The sequence below is a fragment of the Streptomyces sp. DSM 106670 genome (assembly GCF_055792845.1).
Map to the genome: position 1 here is coordinate 882,040 of NZ_CM147704.1, position 17,863 is coordinate 899,902.

The 17,863-nt window shown below is 73.3% G+C and carries 15 protein-coding genes; 10 read left to right on the forward strand and 5 right to left on the reverse strand.

What is annotated here, in order from left to right; translation table 11 throughout:
* Positions 1 to 160 precede the first annotated feature (160 nt).
* A complete protein-coding gene (locus ACSMXR_RS03685; RefSeq protein WP_473171221.1) occupies positions 161 to 874 on the reverse strand; it encodes a DNA alkylation repair protein in 714 nt (237 codons plus the stop codon).
* 49 nt (positions 875 to 923) lie between these two features.
* On the opposite strand from ACSMXR_RS03685, the gene ACSMXR_RS03690 reads away from it, so the two are divergent.
* The 3 genes from ACSMXR_RS03690 (at position 924) to ACSMXR_RS03700 (ending at position 3,440) form a co-directional block, all read left to right on the forward strand.
* A complete protein-coding gene (locus tag ACSMXR_RS03690) occupies positions 924 to 1,643 on the forward strand; it encodes a TVP38/TMEM64 family protein (RefSeq protein WP_137231407.1) in 720 nt (239 codons plus the stop codon).
* A gap of 169 nt (positions 1,644 to 1,812) precedes the next feature.
* Positions 1,813 to 2,685, forward strand: coding sequence for an undecaprenyl-diphosphate phosphatase (locus tag ACSMXR_RS03695; RefSeq protein WP_137231406.1), 873 nt, complete (start codon positions 1,813 to 1,815; stop codon positions 2,683 to 2,685).
* Between the two features lie 170 nt (positions 2,686 to 2,855).
* Positions 2,856 to 3,440, forward strand: coding sequence for a DUF4352 domain-containing protein (locus ACSMXR_RS03700; protein ID WP_473171222.1), 585 nt, complete (start codon positions 2,856 to 2,858; stop codon positions 3,438 to 3,440).
* 159 nt (positions 3,441 to 3,599) lie between these two features.
* Here ACSMXR_RS03700 and ACSMXR_RS03705 read toward each other — a convergent pair whose 3' ends face one another.
* On the reverse strand, positions 3,600 to 4,166 hold the full coding sequence (locus ACSMXR_RS03705) for an AAA family ATPase (RefSeq protein WP_137231404.1): 567 nt from the start codon (positions 4,164 to 4,166) through the stop codon (positions 3,600 to 3,602).
* A 24-nt stretch (positions 4,167 to 4,190) separates the two neighbouring features.
* Entirely contained in the window at positions 4,191 to 8,390 is a 4,200-nt protein-coding gene (locus tag ACSMXR_RS03710; protein WP_473171223.1) for a molybdopterin-dependent oxidoreductase, read from the reverse strand.
* A 383-nt stretch (positions 8,391 to 8,773) separates the two neighbouring features.
* On the opposite strand from ACSMXR_RS03710, the gene ACSMXR_RS03715 reads away from it, so the two are divergent.
* The 4 genes from ACSMXR_RS03715 to ACSMXR_RS03730 are packed head-to-tail and all read left to right on the forward strand — an operon-like array spanning position 8,774 to position 13,209.
* The gene (locus tag ACSMXR_RS03715) at positions 8,774 to 9,514 is read left to right on the forward strand and encodes a class I SAM-dependent methyltransferase (protein ID WP_473171224.1); all 741 of its coding nucleotides are present in this window, start codon (positions 8,774 to 8,776) and stop codon (positions 9,512 to 9,514) included.
* Positions 9,511 to 10,680 carry a pyridoxal-phosphate dependent enzyme gene (locus ACSMXR_RS03720; RefSeq protein ID WP_473171225.1) on the forward strand — a complete coding sequence of 390 codons (1,170 nt, stop codon included), beginning with the start codon at positions 9,511 to 9,513 and terminating at the stop codon, positions 10,678 to 10,680. Before ACSMXR_RS03715 ends, ACSMXR_RS03720 begins: the two co-directional genes overlap by 4 nt.
* The gene (locus tag ACSMXR_RS03725; protein ID WP_473171226.1) at positions 10,677 to 11,903 is read left to right on the forward strand and encodes an ATP-grasp domain-containing protein; all 1,227 of its coding nucleotides are present in this window, start codon (positions 10,677 to 10,679) and stop codon (positions 11,901 to 11,903) included. Before ACSMXR_RS03720 ends, ACSMXR_RS03725 begins: the two co-directional genes overlap by 4 nt.
* A 10-nt stretch (positions 11,904 to 11,913) precedes the next feature.
* Complete coding sequence (locus ACSMXR_RS03730; protein WP_473171227.1) at positions 11,914 to 13,209, forward strand: MFS transporter; 1,296 nt, start codon at positions 11,914 to 11,916, stop codon at positions 13,207 to 13,209.
* Here the strand turns inward: ACSMXR_RS03730 and ACSMXR_RS03735 are convergent.
* Complete coding sequence (locus tag ACSMXR_RS03735) at positions 13,206 to 13,817, reverse strand: sigma-70 family RNA polymerase sigma factor (protein ID WP_137231398.1); 612 nt, start codon at positions 13,815 to 13,817, stop codon at positions 13,206 to 13,208. The genes ACSMXR_RS03730 and ACSMXR_RS03735 overlap by 4 nt on opposite strands.
* Positions 13,818 to 14,219: 402 nt before the next feature.
* Positions 14,220 to 14,894, reverse strand: coding sequence for a hypothetical protein (locus ACSMXR_RS03740; RefSeq protein WP_473171228.1), 675 nt, complete (start codon positions 14,892 to 14,894; stop codon positions 14,220 to 14,222).
* Positions 14,895 to 15,130: 236 nt separating this feature from the next.
* Between ACSMXR_RS03740 and ACSMXR_RS03745 the strand changes: the two genes are divergently transcribed.
* The 3 genes from ACSMXR_RS03745 (at position 15,131) to ACSMXR_RS03755 (ending at position 17,741) form a co-directional block, all read left to right on the forward strand.
* Complete coding sequence (locus ACSMXR_RS03745) at positions 15,131 to 16,150, forward strand: ferric reductase-like transmembrane domain-containing protein (RefSeq protein WP_473171229.1); 1,020 nt, start codon at positions 15,131 to 15,133, stop codon at positions 16,148 to 16,150.
* A gap of 114 nt (positions 16,151 to 16,264) precedes the next feature.
* Positions 16,265 to 17,134 carry a universal stress protein gene (locus ACSMXR_RS03750; protein WP_137231395.1) on the forward strand — a complete coding sequence of 290 codons (870 nt, stop codon included), beginning with the start codon at positions 16,265 to 16,267 and terminating at the stop codon, positions 17,132 to 17,134.
* Positions 17,135 to 17,228: 94 nt separating this feature from the next.
* Positions 17,229 to 17,741, forward strand: coding sequence for a nuclear transport factor 2 family protein (locus tag ACSMXR_RS03755; protein ID WP_473171230.1), 513 nt, complete (start codon positions 17,229 to 17,231; stop codon positions 17,739 to 17,741).
* Positions 17,742 to 17,863 lie beyond the last annotated feature (122 nt).

Here is a 17,863-nt window from a genome sequence, read left to right on the forward strand (position 1 = left end):
TGCTGCTTCCGCGGAGAAGGCGGCCGCGAGGGCCGCGTCGTTCACGGCAGCCTTCGGCGCGTCCGCGACTGCGGACTGCGCTGCGAGGAAGGCGTACCGGAACATGCCCCTGATCATGGCCGGGCGCGGCGGTCGCGTCGAATGGTTTTCCGGGCGGCTCTCAGAGGTTCTTGAGCGCCTCGCGCACCGAGAGCGGCGACAGCCGGGGCCGCGCGCCGTCGACGAAGTCGCGTACGGCGGCGGGATCGGTCTTGGCGTATTCGCGCAGCGCCCAGCCGATCGCCTTGCGGATGAAGAAGTCGGGGTGGTCCGCGCGGCGCAGGCAGTAGCCGAAGAGCCGGTCGGCGTCGGTGGCTTCCTTGTAGCGCAGCTGGTGCAGGAGCGCGGTCCGGGCGGCCCAGAGGCTGGGGTCGTCGATCCACCGGTCCATGGCCCGGGCGAGCGTCGGGTCGGCGGTGACCAGGGGCCCCGCGACATGCGCGGCGAGCACGTCGACCGTGTCCCACCAGGGGACGGTGGTGACGAGGTGGTGCAGGACGGGCAGGAAGCCGGAGCCGCAGCGGCCCACGTACCGGCGCAGATAGTCGGCGGCGAAGTACTGGTACTCCCGCTCCGGCAGCCGCCAGCAGCGCAGCGCGATCGCCGTGCAGTCCCGCTCGTCCGGCCGCCCGACGCCTGCCAGCACGGTCCGTGACAGGGCCCGGCGCTCGGGCGTCGGGATCCCGAGGAAGGGCGCGACCCGCTTCATGTACGCGGCGGCGCCTTCGGCCCGTACGGGGTCGGCGGCCGGGGCGTAGACGGCGACGAGGCGCTCCAGGACGGTGTCGGCGAGGGCGCTGTCCGGCGGGACGGGGGTGTCGGCGGCGGGGTTCACGGGACGCACATTACGGCGATCACATGGCGTTTTCGGTTACTCTCCCCGAATGTTCGACCCCGCTCCCGCCGCCCGGCCCGCCGGTTCGGCCCTGCGCCTCTCCCGGGCGCTGTTGTCGCCGTGGTCCCGGTTCTCGCTGCTCGTGGTGGTCCTGCTCGGGGCCGCGTCGACGATGCTGCTGTTCGAACCACAGCGGCTGCTGGCGTCGGGCTGGCCGCCCCAGCTGACCGGGGGCGCGGCCGCGGTGCTCTTCGGGCTCGCGTACGGGGCGCTGACGGTGGCGTTCGTGCCGCGCCCGCTGCTCAACATCGCCGCGGGTGCGCTGTTCGGCGCGCAGACGGGTCTCGCGGCGGCGCTGGCGGGCACGGTGCTGGGCGCGGGCGTGTCGTTCATGCTGGGCCGGGTGCTGGGCCAGGACGCGCTGCGGACGCTGCTGCGCGGAAAGCTGCTCACCGCCGCGGACGGGGTGCTGAGCCGGCACGGCTTCCGGTCCGTCCTGGCGCTGCGGCTCTTCCCCGGCGTCCCGTTCGCCGCCGCCAACTACTGTGCGGCGACCTCCCGGATGGGCGCTCCGCCGTTCCTCCTGGCGACCGGGCTCGGGTCGATCCCGAACACGGCGGCGTACGTGATAGCCGGCAGCGAGGCCGCTTCGCCGACCTCGCCGGCGTTCCTGGCCGCCATGGGCTTCATCGTGCTGTCGGGTCTGGGCGGCGCGCTGGTCGCCTGGCGCAAACGCCACCGGCTGGGCCGGAGCGCTCCGCGGGACTGAGCGTACGGCGGCACGTGGAAGACGGATGCGGTCATCCTGGCGTTCACCTTCAGGAGATACGCTGCCCGCGACCTCGATGTCCTTGACCGCACTCCGCACTTTGCACGCAGCCGGCGGGCCCAGCCGCCCGCGGCCGATGCACGATCACCTCCGGGATGGCCTAAGCCCCATGAGCTGGTTCGAATCATTCGTCCTGGGACTTGTTCAGGGACTGACCGAGTTCCTGCCGATCTCCTCCAGCGCCCACCTGCGGCTGACCGCCGCGTTCGCCGGCTGGCACGACCCGGGGGCGGCGTTCACCGCGATCACCCAGATCGGCACCGAGGCGGCGGTGCTCATCTACTTCCGCAAGGACATCGCGCGCATCCTGTCCGCCTGGTTCCGCTCGCTGACGGACCGTACGATGCGCGGCGATCACGACGCCCAGATGGGCTGGCTGGTCATCGTCGGCTCGATCCCCATCGGGGTGCTGGGCCTCACGCTCAAGGATCAGATCGAGGGCCCGTTCCGCGACCTGCGGCTGATCGCGACGACCCTGATCGTCATGGGCATCGTCCTGGGCATCGCGGACCGGCTGGCCGCACGGGACGAGACGGGCGGCAGGCACCGCGTGGTGAAGGAGCGCAAGACGCTCAAGGACCTGGGGGTCAGGGACGGTCTGATCTACGGTTTCTGCCAGGCGATGGCGCTGATCCCCGGCGTCTCCCGCTCGGGCGCGACGATCAGCGGTGGCCTGCTGATGGGCTACACCCGCGAGTCGGCGGCCCGCTACTCGTTCCTGCTGGCGATCCCCGCGGTGCTGGCCTCGGGCGCCTACGAACTCAAGGACGTGGGCGAGGGGCATGTGTCCTGGGGCCCGACGATCTTCGCCACGCTGGTGGCCTTCTTCGTCGGATACGCCGTCATCGCGTGGTTCATGAAGTTCATCACCACCAAGAGCTTCATGCCGTTCGTGATCTACCGCATCCTGCTCGGCATCGTCATCTTCGCGCTGATCTGGTCCGGCGCGCTGAGCCCGCACGCGGGTGAGTCGGCGGGCTGACCCGACAGACGCACGCACCTGAGAATCCGGTGTCCAGTTCGAGAGAATGACGAGGGTTCGACACTTCCTCCACCTTTCGGTCACATCTCCCACACTTCTAAGGCAATCGGCCCCTTTGGCTGCCCGCGGCTCGTTACGTTCATGCCTCCACGAACCGCACAGGGGGGCACATGTCGAACCAGCAGCCGCAGCAGCCCGGATGGGGGCAGCAGCCGCCCCCGGCGCAGAAAAGGAAGACCGGGAAGATCGTCGGCTTCGGGTGTCTCGGGATCGTCGGCCTGATCGTTCTCATCGCCGTGATCGCCGCGGTCGCCAGTGGCGGAGACGACGGCAACGAGTCGTCGACCACCAAGCCGGCCGCCAGCCAGGGCGAGACCAAGAAGGATGAGCCCAAGGAAGAGAAGAAGGAAGAGGAGTCGGCCGAGAAGGCTCCCGTCACCGTCACCGCGAAGGCGATCGCGTTCGAGAAGAGCGTCCTCGCCCAGGGTGACGACTACACCAGCGTCCAGGTCACCATCACGAACAACAGCAAGAACGACATCGACGTGAACCCGCTGTACGTGACCATCACCGGCACCGACGGCAGCAAGCACACGGCGGAACTCGGCGTCGCCGAGGACCAGTTGGACGCTGTGAAACTCGCTCCGGGCGAGAATGTCACCGGAACCGTCACCGGCAAGGGCACGTTCGACGCCAAGTACGTGACGTACACCGACGGACTCCTCGGCGACAGCGTCCGCGGCGACGTGTCCTGAGCTGACACGGGCCCAGGCCCCGCTGACCGGAAGGTGGTGGGGCACTGCTGCGCATGCCCCGCCCGGGAGCAGCCGGGCGGGGCGATCCAGCAGCGCAGCAGCCAGCAGCGCGGATAGATGTCATCACCGTACGGCGGGGGTCTGACAACGCCTGGGGCGTCAGGGCTGCCGAGGCGTCAGCCCGGTGGCGGACAGGACCGCGTCGACCGTTTCGGCCACCGTCAGCCGCGCATTGTCGATCCAGATCTTCTCGTCGGCCAGTTCGGTGCGCATCGCCGCGTCCAGCGGGGACCAGTCCGTCGTCAGCGTCTTGTCCCGGGCGAGGTTGCGTTCCTGGGCCTTCGCCGCGCCCGGGGCCAGGACGACGCAGTGCAGCGGTCCGCCGGTGAGCGTCGAGCGGTAGAAGTCGAGGTGGGCGCGGCGTACGACGACGTCGTCGATGACCGGGAGGAAGCCCGCGGCGGCGAAACTGTCCGCCAGCAGGCAGGCGTTGCGGGCCCGGAGGAAGATCTGCCGGTCCGCCTCCTCGTCCCGCTCGGGCGAGGGCCAGCGGCCGCCGGAGACGATGAGTTCCTGGAGGGCGTCCACCTCGATGTGGGCGGAGGCGGCGAACCGGGCGGCGAGGGCCGCGGCCACCGTGCTCTTGCCGCTGCCGGGGATGCCGATCAGCAGGACCGCGCCCGCCGCCGGTGATCCGGTGTCCACCGGTACGTCCGCCCAGGCCATCCCCGTACTCCCTCGGTCAGTCCGTCAGTACACGTCCCGTACGTATCTGCGGTCCGAGGTTAGTTGTTTCACCTGGGCGGTCGCGGCGTCGGGGTCGAGGCCGCCATGGGCGACGGCGATGTCGCGCAGGGCCCGGTCGACGTCCTTGGCCATACGGGAGGCGTCGCCGCAGACGTAGAGGTGCGCGCCGTCCCGGAGCCAGGACCAGAGCTGGGCTCCGTGTTCGCGCATCCGGTCCTGGACGTAGACCTTGGCGCGCTGGTCGCGGGAGAAGGCGGTGTCGAGCCGGGTGAGGGTGCCCGAGCGGCTCATCGCGTCGAGTTCCTCGCGGTAGTAGAAGTCCGTGGCGCGGTGCTGCTCACCGAAGAACAGCCAGTTGGAGCCGGAGTGTCCGAGCGCCCGGCGTTCCTCCAGGAAGCCCAGGAACGGGGCGACTCCGGTACCGGGCCCCACCATGATCATCGGTGTGGCCGGGTCGGCGGGCGGGCGGAAGCGGTCGTTGCGCTGGACGAACACCGGGACGGGGCTGTCCGGTTCGGCGTCGGCGAGGAAGGTCGAGGCGACGCCCTTGCGTATCCGGCCGCGGTGGCCCTCGTAACGGATCACGGAGACGGTCAGCCGCATCCGGTGCGGGTCCACGAGCGGGCTGGAGGCGATGGAGTACAGGCGGGGCCGGAGCGGTCCCAGCACCTCCGCCCAGGCCGCGGCGGTGGCCCGTACCGGATGCTCGGCCAGGACGTCGACGGCCTGCCGCCCCCACGCCCACCGGTCCCTCTCGCCCTTGTTGTCGGGGCGCAGCAGCTTCTTCAGTGTCCGGTCCCCCGTGTGGTCGGCGACCAGGCGCAGCAGGTCCGGGGTGATGCGGGCGATGTCGAAGTGGCGGTGGAGGGCTTCACCGAAGGGCACCGGTCCGTGCCCGGGTACGTCCACCTCGGCGGCGGGGTCGAGTCCGGTCGCGGCGAGCCATTCGGCGACCAGATCCGGGGAGTTGAGGGGCTGTACGCCGAGGGCGTCGCCGGCCGTGTACGTCAGGGGCGTGTCGGCGTGCCGCGTGTCGATCGTGAAGGCGCGGACCTCCTTCGTGGCGCCGGGCAGGCTGAGGAGGCGGTTCCCGGTAAGGAGGGCGGTGACGGGCGCGGCCCTGGAGGGGCGGGCGGGCTGCTTCTCTGCCGGTGGCGCCGGTGCCGCAGCCGCTCTCGGTGTCGGCGTCGGCTCGGCTTCCGGCGCCTTCGTTCCTTCCGGTGTCGTCGTCTCCAGTGCCGCCCGGACCTCCTTGAGCCACTGGCCGAAGGGCTGCTCGTACTCCGGTTCGCAGTCGGTGCGCGGGACCAGCCGCTCCGCGCCGAGTTCGCCGAAGCGTTCGTCCAGGCGGCGGCCGTGGCCGCAGAAGTCGTCGTACGAGGAGTCGCCGAGCGCGAGGACGGCGTAGCGGATGCCCTCCAGGCGCGGGGTCACGGGGGCGTTCAGCGACTCCCAGAAGCCGGAGCCGTTGTCGGGGGCGTCGCCGTCGCCGAAGGTGCTGGTGACGACGAGGATGTCGGCCGGGCTCGGCAGGGCGTCCGGGGTTCCGTCGTCCATGCCGAGGAGCGTGGTGCGGTATCCCTCGTCCGCGAGTGTCCGGGCGGCCGTCGCCGCGACCTCCTCGGCGTTTCCGGTCTGCGAGGCCCACAGCACGACGACCGGGCGGCCGCCCTGTTCCGCCGGGGCGCTCTCCGGCGGTGCGGGCGCGGTCCCGGGCCCCGAGGACTCCGGGAGCCGGGAGTAGGCGCCGGCCAGCATGCCGTTGACCCACAGCGCGTGGTCCGGGGCGAACGGGGCTCCTGCCGGAAGCACCGGGGTGCCGTCGGGGCGGGCGCCGATGCCCGCCAGGAAGCCGGCCAGATAGCGGCGTTCCGCGTCGCCGAGGACGGGCGGGGTGGTGTCGGCGAGCCCCAAGGCGTCCACCAGTTCCGAGGTGCGTGCGGGACCTGAGGTGCCTGCGAGATCCGAGGTGTCCGGCATGCCTTCCGCGGTGACCGCCGGTGCCGCGACCTTCGCCAGCCGGACCGCGCACACCTTGAACTCCGGCTGGAACGAGATCGGGTCGACCGCGTCGTTGGTCACGGCGTTCACGCCGAGGTACTCGCCGAACAGGTCGTTCCAGTGGAACGGGGCGAAGCACTCCCCCGCCCGGACCCGGTCCGTGATCCGCGCCGGGAGCACCGCGCGGCCCCGCCGCGAGGCGACCTCGACGCCGTCGTTCTCGCCGATGCCCAGGGCCGCCGCGTCGTCCGGGTGGATCTCCACGAACGGGCCGGGGTCCAGCCGGTTCAGCTTGGCGATCTTCGCGGTCTTGGTCAGGGTGTGCCACTGGTGCTGGAGACGGCCGGTGTTGAGGACGAACGGGAAGTCCCCGTCGGGCATTTCGGCCGGCGGCAGATGCGGGCGCGCGTGGAAGACGGCCCGGCCGTCGGGCAGGGGGAAGGCAAGCCTCGGGACCGTTCCGTCGGGTCGTACGGTCAGCTCCTGGCTGACGCCGTCGTTGAGGTAGCGGACGGGGTTGCGGGCCGGTCCGTCGATGTCCGCGCTCGGCCACTGGACCGGCGTTTCGCGCAGCCGCTCGTACGTCACGCCGCGCAGGTCGTAGCCGGTGCGCGGGTTCCAGGCCCGGGTGATCTCCGCGAAGATCTCCTCGGCACTCGTGTAGCCGAAGGCGTCCTCGTACCCCATGGCGCAGGCCACCGCCGCGATGATCCGCCAGTCCGGCCAAGCCTCGCCCGGCGGGTCGGTGGCGCGGCGGGAGAGGGTGAGGGTGCGCTCCGAGTTGATCATCACGCCCTCGGACTCGGCCCAGAGCGCGGCGGGCAGGACGACATCGGCGTACGCGTTGGTCTCGGTGTCGGCGAACACGTCCTGGGTGACGACGAATTCGGCGGCTTCCAGCCCCTCGATGACGGTCCGGCGGTTGGCGACCGAGGCGACCGGGTTGGTGCAGATGATCCAGCAGGCCTTGATCTCCCCCTCGGCCATGCGCCGGAACATGTCGACGGTGCCGCTGCCCGAGCCGTCCGGGCGCAGCGTGCCGGGCTCGACGCCCCACAACTCCTCGGTGAAGGCGCGGTCCTCGTCGACGAGGACCGATCGCTGGCCGGGCAGTCCCGGGCCCATGTAGCCCATCTCGCGGCCGCCCATGGCGTTGGGCTGGCCGGTGAGCGAGAACGGGCCGCTGCCGGGACGGCAGATCGCCCCGGTCGCCAGGTGCAGGTTGACGATCGCGTTGGTGTTCCAGGTGCCGTGGGTGGACTGGTTGAGGCCCATCGTCCAGCAGCTCATCCAGTCACCGGCCTCGCCGATCCAGCGGGCCGCCTGCCGGATGTCGTCCTCCGGGATACCGGTGATCTCCGCGACCGCGGCGGGCGGATAGTCGCGGAGGAAGGCGGGCATCTCCTCCCAGCCCCCGGTGTGCTCGGCGATGAACGCGGGGTCCGTGTGGCCGTTCTCGACGAGGAGGTGCAGCAGCCCGTTGAGGAGGGCCAGGTCGGTGCCGGGCCGGATCCGGAGGTACAGATCCGCCTTGGCGGCGGTGGCGTTGCGCCGGGGGTCGACGACGATCAGTTTCGCGCCCGCCTTGACCCGCTCCATCATCCGCAGGAAGAGGATCGGGTGGCAGTCGGCCATGTTGGCGCCGGTGACGAGGAAGACGTCGGCGTGCGCGAAGTCCTCGTAGGAGCCGGGAGGCCCGTCCGCGCCGAGCGACAGCTTGTAGCCGCTGCCCGCGCTCGCCATGCAGAGCCGGGAGTTGGACTCGATGGTGTTGGTCCCGATGAAGCCCTTGGCCAGCTTGTTGGCGAGGTACTGCGCCTCCAGGCTCATCTGGCCGGAGACGTAGAGGGCCACCGCGTCGGGGCCGTGGGTGTCCAGCACGGACCGCAGCCGGCGCGCGGTCTCCGCGATGGCGGCGTCCCGGGCGAGCGGGGCGGGCTGCTCGCTGCGGTCGGGGCGGGCCAGGGCGGTGGTCAGCCGGCCGGGCGCGGCGAGGAGGTCGGCGCCGGTGGCGCCCTTGGTGCAGAGCCGGCCGGCGTTCGACGGGTGCTCCTTGTCGCCCGAGGCCTTCACGACGGTGCGGCGGCCGTCGGGGCCGGTGGCGATGTCGAGGACGATCCCGCAGCCGACACCGCAGTACGAGCAGACCGTGCGCACCCGGTCGGTGGCGGGAGCGTCCGGCGGCGGGGTCGGCACGGTCATGGGGGCCCTTCGGGGGCGGGCGTACCTGGAAGGACGCGGGGCGGGCGGCGGTCACCCCCGAATCTAGGAAGGGCCCGTTACCCGGGGATGTCACCGGGCGAACGACACCGGTTACGTCGCCTGCACAGCGGCCGGAGGCCTCCGGTGAGGCTTGCGGCAGGTGGCGGGCCGTGATCGCGCCGACGGCCTCCGGTGGGGCCTTCGCGCCGACCGTCCGTGATCGTGCGGGAACTTCCCTGCCGGGGCCACCGACTACTGGAGAGACGCCGGGTGCGGGAGGCCCGCCCGGTGACGGAAGCGGCGGCCGGTGACCCGACACGGCTGCCGGGGCGACGCAGCAGCACACCCAGGGGGCCTCCGGGCCCGGGAGGAGGCCGCGAGGCATGCACTGGTACGAGGACGACGCGCTCTGGTCCGATTTCGCCCCGACGATGTTCCCGCCGGCCCGGGCCGAGTCCGCCGCCGCCCTGGTCGCCTCCTCCCCGCTGCTGGACTTCCCACCGGGCACCAGAGTCCTGGACCTGTGCTGCGGGCCCGGCCTCTTCGTGGTGCCGCTGGCCGGGCGCGGGTACGAGGTGACCGGGGTCGATCTGTCGCCCTCCATGCTGGAGAGCGCCCGTGCCGCCTGCGAGGCGGCGGGCGCCGCCGTCCGGCTGGAGCGCGCCGACATGCTCACGTACCAAGATCCGGGCGCCTTCGACGTGGTGCTGAACGTCTTCACGTCGTTCGGCTACTTCGACGAGGCCGAGGACAACCTCCAGGTGCTGCGCAACGCGTACGAGAGCCTCGCGCCGGGCGGGCAGCTCCTGGTGGACGTGATGGGCAAGGAGGTGCTGGCGGGCTGGATCGGGCGGCCGAAGGCGGTCGACCTGCCCGACGGCGCGTACGTCGTCCAGCGCGACACCGTCCTTGACAGCTGGCGTCGGCTGCGCACGGACTGGACGCTGGTGCGCGGCACCTCGGCGCGGACCGCGTCCATCACCTCCTGGCTCTACTCGGCGGCCGAGCTGCACGCCCTCTTCGAGAGCGCGGGCTTCACCGACGTGGAGTGCTTCGGCGGGTTCGACGCGTCCGGCTACGACCAGCGCTCGGACCGGCTCATCGTGCGCGGGCGGCGCAAGTGAGGGCCGGTGCGGACGCCCGTCCGCGTACCGCCGAGCACGGCACCCGACCGCCGCGTCCCGCCGCCGCGACCGTCCACGAGCACATCACCGACGCGGTGAAGACCCCGGACCTGATCCGGCTGAGCGGCGACGTCGTCCTCGCCCGCTTCGAGACGATGAAGGTGTACGCGGCGCTCGGCGCGGTCCGTTCGCTGCTGCGCCGGGGCCGGGTGGTGCCCGGGCAGACCCTGGTCGACAGCTCCAGCGGGATCTACGCGCTGGCGCTCGCCATGGCCTGCCACCGCTACGGGCTGCGCTGCCACATCGTGGCCTCCACCACCGTGGACGCCACCATGCGGGCCCAGTTGGAGATCCTCGGCGCGACGGTCGACGCGATGCCGCCCTCGCAGAGCCTGCGCCTGGACCAGGAGCTGCGGGTGCGCCACGTGCGCCGGCTGCTGGCCGAGCGGCCGGACTTCCACTGGATGCGGCAGTACCACGACGGGGTTCACCACGAGGGCTACCGGGAGTTCGCGGAGCTGCTGACCGGGGCGCTGCCGGAGGGTCCGCTGACCGTGGTCGGCGCGGTCGGCACGGGTGCCTCGACCGGTGGACTGGCCCGCGCGCTGCGGGAGTCGGGGCGGTCGGTGCGGCTGGTGGGCATCCAGCCGTTCGGCAGTGTGACCTTCGGGAGCGAGCGGTTCGAGGACCCGGAGGCGATCATCGCGGGCATCGGCAGCTCGATCCCGTTCGGGAACGTCCGCCACGAGCTGTACGACACCGTCCACTGGCTGGACTTCCGCCATGCGATGGCCGGTGCGGTCGGACTGCTGCGGGAACACGCGGTGTTCGCGGGCCTGTCCACCGGAGCGGCGCATCTGACGGCGTCCTGGGAGGCGGCCCGTGACCCGGGCCGGCTGCATCTGGTGCTGGGCGCCGACACCGGACACCGGTACGCGGAGCGGGTGTTCGCCCGGCACGCCGAGGCCCTGGACCCGGCCGGTCTGCGGCCCCGGACCATCGCGTCGACGGCCGAACTGCGGCCGCCGTGGTCGGTGATGGAATGGGCGGGGCGCGCCGCTCCGGAGGCCGCCAGGACCACCGAGGCCGCCGGATCCGTCGAGCCCGCCAGAACCGTCGAGGGCGAAGTCCCCTCCCCCGTAACGACCGTGGAGATGCTGCCATGACGATCGCCGCACTGGAGTCCCTGTCCTTCGGCCTGGGGCGGATGGCGGAGGCCGCCGCGCAGGCGGGGCACCGGCTGTGCCTGCTGACCGGCGACCGTGCGGTCTACCGGCACGAGTTGGCGGTGCTGCCGCCGGACGCGCTGGACGTCGTGGACGTCGACACCTGGGACCAGGAGGCCGTCCGCCGGGCGCTGACCGCCGTGCCGGACCTGGCCGGGCTGATCAACACGACGGACACCTGGAGCCTGCCGGCCGCCGAGCTGGCCGCCGGGCTCGGGCTTCCGGGGCCGGATCCGGAAGCCGTACGGCTGCTGCGCGACAAGCGCCGGGTCCGGGAGACGCTGCACGCGCACGGGCTGAGCCGAAGCACGGCCGTAGCCGTCCCGCCGGGTCCCGAAGGCGCCGGGGAGGTGCTGCGGGCAGTGGGGCTGCCCGCGGTCCTGAAGGACTCGGCGGGCACCTCCTCCCGCCATGTGTGGATCGTGCACGACGAGGAGGCCCTGCACCGGGCGCTGGCGGAGGCCGGGCAACAGAGCCTGACCGGCGCGCTGTTCGCCGAGGCGTTCCTGGCCGGTCCGCTGTACAGCGCGGAGACCCTCAGCTGGGACGGGACGACCCGGCTGCTCGGGGTGCTGAGCCGCCAGACGTCCCGGGCAGCGGTCGTACGGGAGGAGGCGGCGGCCTTCCCGGTGGCGCTGCCGGAGGAGGAGCGGGCCGGGATCGAGGCGTGGGTGGGCCGGGTCCTGGCGGTGGCCGGGCATGAACGGGGCTTCGCCCATGTGGAGTTCATCCTGACGGCAGGGGGCCCGGAGCTGGTGGAGATCAACCGCAGGATCGGCGGCGCGCTGGTCGGCGAGGTGCTGTGCCGGACGCTGCGGACCAATGTGTACACGGCCATGATGGACGAGGCGCTCGGCCGCCGCCCGGGCCTGCTGGACGCAGCGCTGGACGCCGGAGGACCCGCGTACGGCTTCGTGCTGGTGTACGCGGAACGGCCCGGGGTGCTGAAGGGCTGGCTCGGCCTCGACGAACTCGGGGCGTTCCCCGGGGCGGTGGAGTGGTTCCCGGTCCGCGAACCCGGCGAGAGCGTGCTCCACGTCGGCGACCAGCGGGGCTGTACGGGCATGGTGCTGGCCGAGGCGCCGACGGCGGAGCTGGCCCAGCACCGGGCGTGGAGCGCGGCCGTCCGGGTCCGCCCGGTCGTGGCCGTCGGCACGGCGTGAGCCCGGGGCGGTGAGGCCGCTGCACGCGGAGGCGTCCCCCGGGTCGCGTGTACGGCAGCCGTTCTCCGGTCCCCAGCGGTTCCTGCTGGCGGGCTCGTTCCTGATCACGCTGGGCAGCTTCGCCGTGCTGCCCTACATGTCGGTGCTGCTGCACCAACGGCTCGGCCTCGGGCTCGGCACGGTCGGATTCGTGCTGGCCGTCGCCTCGCTGATCCAGTTCGCCGGAGGTGTGGTCGCCGGGCCGGTGACCGGGCGGATCGGGCTGCGGCGCGCGATGCTGCTGGCGCTGGCGCTGCGTACGGCGGGCTTCGCCGCGTTCGTCCCCGGGCTGACCAGTCCGGTCCTGGCCGTCGGGGCGCTGCTGCTGGTGTCGGCGGGCGCGGCACTGTATCTCCCGGCGAACAAGGCGTATCTGGTGGACGGGGCGTCCGAGGCCGCCCGGCCCCGGCTGCTGTCGGCGAGCGGTTCGGCGTTCAACGCGGGGATGGCGCTGGGCCCGCCTGCCGCCGCGCCGCTCGTCATGGGCTCCCCCGGGGTGCTGTTCTCCTGCGTCACCGTGCTGTTCGCGCTCGTCGGGGCCGGGCACGCGCTGCTGCCGCGCGCGGCGGCGGACCGGGGCGGGGAAGCACGGGCCGCCGCCCCGGACCGGGTTTCCGACGCACCGCGCCCGGGGCCTTCGCCGTTCGTGGTGACCGTGCTGAGCGTGTACGCGTTCATGTTCTTCCAGCACTATCTGGCGCTGTACGCGGTCCCCCGGACGTCCGCCGCCTTCTACGGGGCCGTCCTGACGGGGTACGCGGCCCTCCTCGTCGTCGCCCAGCCGTTGCTGGCGGAACGGGTCGCCGCACTGAGCTACCCGGCCGCGCTGCGGTGGGGCTTCGGTGCGATGGCGGCGGGCATGGCGGCGATCGGCGTCGGAGGGCACGCGGGCATCGCGGTGGGCGGGGCGCTGCTGTGTCTCGGCGAGATCGTGCTCTTCCTCAAGAACGACCTGGAGGCGCTGGCCCGTTCGACCGCCGCCCCGGCGAGCGTGTTCGGGCGGCAGCGGCTGGCGGCGGGCATCGGCGCGTTCGCCAGCGGGGTGGTGGGCGGTCAGCTGTACGGGGCGGCGGAGGCGGCGGGCTCGGCGCGGGGGTTCTGGGCGGCGGTCTGCCTCCAGTGCCTGCTGCTGCCGGTGTTCCTGCTCCGCCGGCCCGTGTTCCTGGTCCGCCGTCGGCCGGTGTTCCTGCTCCGCCGTCGGCCGGGGGCGGAGGCACGGGGCCGTACCGCCCGGGACCCCGAAGGATCCCGGGCGGACGCCGACTAGGCCGCGTCGGGCGCGGGTTCGACGGGTTCCGCGCGCCACTGCCCGGCGAGTTCGCGGCGGGCGCGCGCCACACGGGAGCGCACCGTGCCGATCGGGCAGCCCGCGGCGGCCGCCGCCTCCTCGTAGGACGCGCCCAGCAGTTGGGTGAGGACGAAGGCCTGGCGGCGCGCCGGGTCCAGCCGCCGCAGGGCGTCCAGCACCGCGGCGGACTCCTCGAACCCGGGCAGATGGCGGGGCTGGGCGCGTTCCGCGGCGGTCTGCCAGTCCGCGGTGTCGGCGGTCCGGGGACGTACGGCGGCGGCGCGGTGCCGGTCGATGACGACGCGCCGCGCGATCGACATCAGCCAGGTCCGGGCGCAGGAGCGCCCCGCGAACCGGGCCAGCCCGCTCATCGCCCGGAGGTAGGTCTCCTGGGCCAGGTCGTCGGCCCCGGGGACGTCGGCGCTGAGGTACGCGACGAACCTGCGGACGTCCTCGTAGGTCGCCCGGACGAAGCGGTCGGCGGCCTCCCGGTCCCCGCCGCCCGCGGCCAGCGCCCAGTCGGTGATCTGCCCGTCGTTCTGCCGGGCGGCCGGCACCCGGGGGCCGGGCGGGCGGGTCACGGACACCCGAAGGACCGGCGGCCTGGTGACGGGCGCCCGGACGGACGGCGCGGAGGCCGGTGGTGCCGCGGCCGGTGGTACGGAGGCGGTGGGCGGGCGTACGGCGACAGCGCTCGGCGCCGGAGTGGCCGGAGGCGCGGCGGGGCGTACGGGTGCACGCAGCGCGGCCGGTCGAGCGGATGCCGGTGGCACCGGGGCCGGTGGCGCGGTGGCCGGTCGTGCGGGGGCAGGAAGTGTCACAGCGGTCCTTCGCGTCCTTGCGGAGCCGCGGCAGCGGTCGCCCGGCTCCGGTGACCGGTCCCGGGCGCCGCTGGGGGCGGCCCGGAGAACCGGCATGCCTGTCACGGGTGTGCGCGGGCGCACACCCGTACCGCCTCCGGCGCACAGAGGCCGGAGGGCGGATGGAGGTCAGAGGAAGCGGAGGGAGAGCGGTGGCCCGCGCCGGGAGAGGGCGTGCGGGGCCGGCAGGCCCTGGGGGCGGCGGCCGGGCCGGCGGCGGGTACGTCGCCGGGCGGGCGGCGCCGGGGCGGGCGGCGCCGCGGACCACAGGCGCCAGGCCGTCCGCAGCGGGGCCCGGACGAACAGCACCAGGCAGCGGCCCAGCCGGGCGAGGGCGACCTCGCCGCGCCACAGCCACCAGCCGCAGATCAGCCCGGCCATCGCGTGGGCGGCGGCCATGCCGAGGGTGAACACCGTGCCGTCGAAGGCCGCCAGAAGCCCCATCAGGTCTGACGAACCGCCGATCGGGACCTCGTGCGCGGAGTGGCTCATCGCGCCCGACGCATGATGCCCCGCGCCCGCATGGTGCGCGCCGGAGCCGGGCGGCAGCCAGGATCCCGCGTCGGCGAAGAAGGCGTGCAACCCCAACTGGCCCAGGACATGGGCCGCGACGGTCACCGGAGCGCTCCGCTCCCGCGCGGCGAGCCACCAGCCCGCCGCGCACACCGGCAGCAGGGCGACGGCCTGGACGAGCAGGGGCAGGGGCGCGCCGGACATCAGCGCGTGACCGAGTCCGGACACGGCGACGCACACCAGCGCGAACAGCGCGGTGCGTCCGAGTCGGAGTGCGGTTCCGGCTCCCATGGCAGCCATCGTGCCAGCCGCACCCGCCCGGGAGAGAAGAGCACCAGATGCCGAAACAACGGGAGTTCGCCTCGTTTGCCCCACCAGCCCCATGGTGTGATCCATGTCACAACAAGGTGTCGGGAACTTTCCCGCCCTCACGCCCGACTGCTCCAACAACGCGTCTGCGTACGCCTCGTGGCCCGGGGCCGCCGCATCCGCCCCCGCCAGCCGATGCCCCGCACCGAAGAGGCCGCATGACGAACCAGCCCCCCACCCCCGAACCGGAAGCGGCCACCGAGGCGCCCACCGCCGGCGCGGCCGCACCCGACGACGGCCGGGTACCCGCACCCCGTTCGCCGGGCGAGCCGAAACGTCCGACACTCCGCTCCGACCTGCGGGCCTCGTGGCCCGACGGTCTGGTGGCGCTCCTCATCACTGCGGCGATCTTCGTCCTGCTCTACCTACGCATCCGCAACAAGACCTCCTCCACCGTCACCGTGATGCCGTTCATGGCCGACGCGGGCGGCTTCTGGATGTACTTCCTCAGCCAGGCGTTCGGATGGTCCGCCCTGCTCTGGGCGTGGGGGACCGTCATCCTCGGGCTGCTGCTGTCCGGGCCCCGGCCGGGCCGGCTGCCGCTGTCGGGCCCCCGGCTGGAACGGCTGCACCGCACCACCAGCCTCAACAGCATCTCCCTGATCGTGGCCCACGCCCTGCTGTTCGGGGCCGAACTGGTCCGGCACGACACGGCGTCCTGGAACTCCGCGGTGGCCACCGCCTTCGTGGAGGCCTTCGTCCCCGGCGGCTACGACTCGGGGACCGGGCGGATCGCCATGCCCATCGGCCAGGCGGCCCTGTATCTCGCGATCCCGCTCGGCCTGCTCTTCTACGTACGCCATCGCATCGGCCCCAAGACCTGGCGCGTACTGCACCGCTGCGTGATCGTCGTCTACGTCCTCAGCGTCTGGCACACCCTGCTGTACGGGACCAACGTCTGGTACGACGGCTGGTTCCGCACCAGCGTCTGGCTGCTCCAGCTGCCGATCGCCGCGCTGCTGCTCCTGCGGCTGATGCGGCCCGCCCGCCGTTCCGAGAAGCTGCCCGCGCGGCCCGGAGCGACCGCCGGGGCCCGCACCGGCTGGGCCCTGCGGCTGGGCGGCCGGCTCGCGGTGGTGGCGGTCCTGGCCGTCCTGGTCGCCGTCGTGGCGAGCGGCAGCGACGGCGGGCGCAGCGCGCCCCCGGAGGACACCTCCTCCACCCACAACCACGACTGATACGACGACGGCCGTCACCGCCGGCACGGCTGACGACACGACCGGCTCGGCCGGGAGGCGACGGCCCGCCACCACGCCGCGAGGCCGTCCGCCCGGCGACGTACGCTCGGAGACATGACCACCAACGATCTTCCCGTGATCGCCGCCGTCGACGGATCCACGCACAGCCGGCAGGCGCTCGACTGGGCCACCCGCGAAGCCGTGCGGCGCGGGCTGCCTCTCCTGATCGTCCACGTCCGCCCGATCACCCGGCAGGTCGACGAGGAGACCGGACGGCGCGAGGCGGAGACGCTCCTCGCCGACTGCGTACGCCGGAGCGCGCTCATCGCCCCGGAGCTGCGGCCCTCGACGCTGGCCCCGCTGGACTTCCCGTCGGCGGCCCTGGTCTCGCTGTCCCGGGACGCGTCGATGATCGTGGTCGGATCGCGCGGGCTGGGCGGCTTCCGCTCGCTGATGATCGGTTCCAACAGCCTCGCCACCGCGTCGATGGCGAGCTGTCCCGTCGTCGTCGTGCAGGAGGACCGCCCGGAGGGTGACGAGGACCGGGCCGGGGACGCGGGGGCGTTCACCGACATCGTGGCGGGGGTGGCCGCCGACGAGAGCAGCGAGGCGGTCCTGGAGTTCGCCTTCGCCACCGCGGCCTCCCGGCCCGGCGCCCGGCTGCGGATCGTGCACGGCTGGACGATGTTCTCCTCGATGCTCGCGGGCGGACCCGTCCTGGACCGGGCGGAGGCGGCGGGCTCGGCGGCCCGCACCCTGGCCGAGCTGACCTCGGGCTGGCACGAGAAGTACCCGCAGGTGGAGATCGTCCGCGAGCCGGTCAACGGTTCCGCCTCGCGCACCCTGGTGACCGCGTCGGCGACGGCGGCCCTGACGGTGATCGGGCGTCGCAAGGGCGGCGAGTCGCTGGGGCTCGGACTGTCCCCGGTGGCGCAGACGACGGTCACGCACGCGCTGGGACCGGTCGCCGTGGTGCCCTGCTGAGCCGCTCCCCCGTACCCTGCCGAGTCGCCCCGCGCCCGCGTCCCGTCGGCGCAGGCCCCTTGGCCTGGCGGGCGGCTTGACCGAGACTTGACCAATGACTCAGCGTGTGGCGCTCGCGACCGTGATGGACCGGCTTGCCATCGATGCGGTGATCACCGGGTACGCGGTGGCCGTCGACGACGGGGCCTGGTCGGACTACGGCGCCCTGTTCACCCCGGACGGCCGCGCGGACTACCGGGGCGCGGGCGGCGTGGAGGGCCCGGCCGACGAGATCGCCCGGTGGCTGGCGGAGACGATGCGGCTCTTCCCCGTACGCCAGCACCTGATCGTCAACCGCCGGATCGACCTGGAGGATCTGGGCGGCTACACGGGCGACCGGGCCGAGGTGCGGGCCGACTACCTCAATCCGATGTGCCTGGACCGGAAGGCGGCGGGCGGCCCGGACACGGACCCGGCGGGCGGGGCGGACTCCGGGCGGGCCGGGATCGCCACGCCCGACTTCGTGACCGGCGGCCGCTACACCTTCGAGCTGCAACGCGCCGAACCGGGCTGGCTGATCCGTACGGTCACCGTCCACGAGAAGTGGCGCCGAGCACCGGGCGCGTAGGGCCCGCCGTCCCCCTCGCATCCGCCTGCCGTCCGCCTGCCGTCGCCGCCCGGAGGAAGGGCCGGGCGGCGCGGTCGGGCGCCCGCTCGGCCGCGTCCTGTGTCCGGCGGGGATCACCTCCC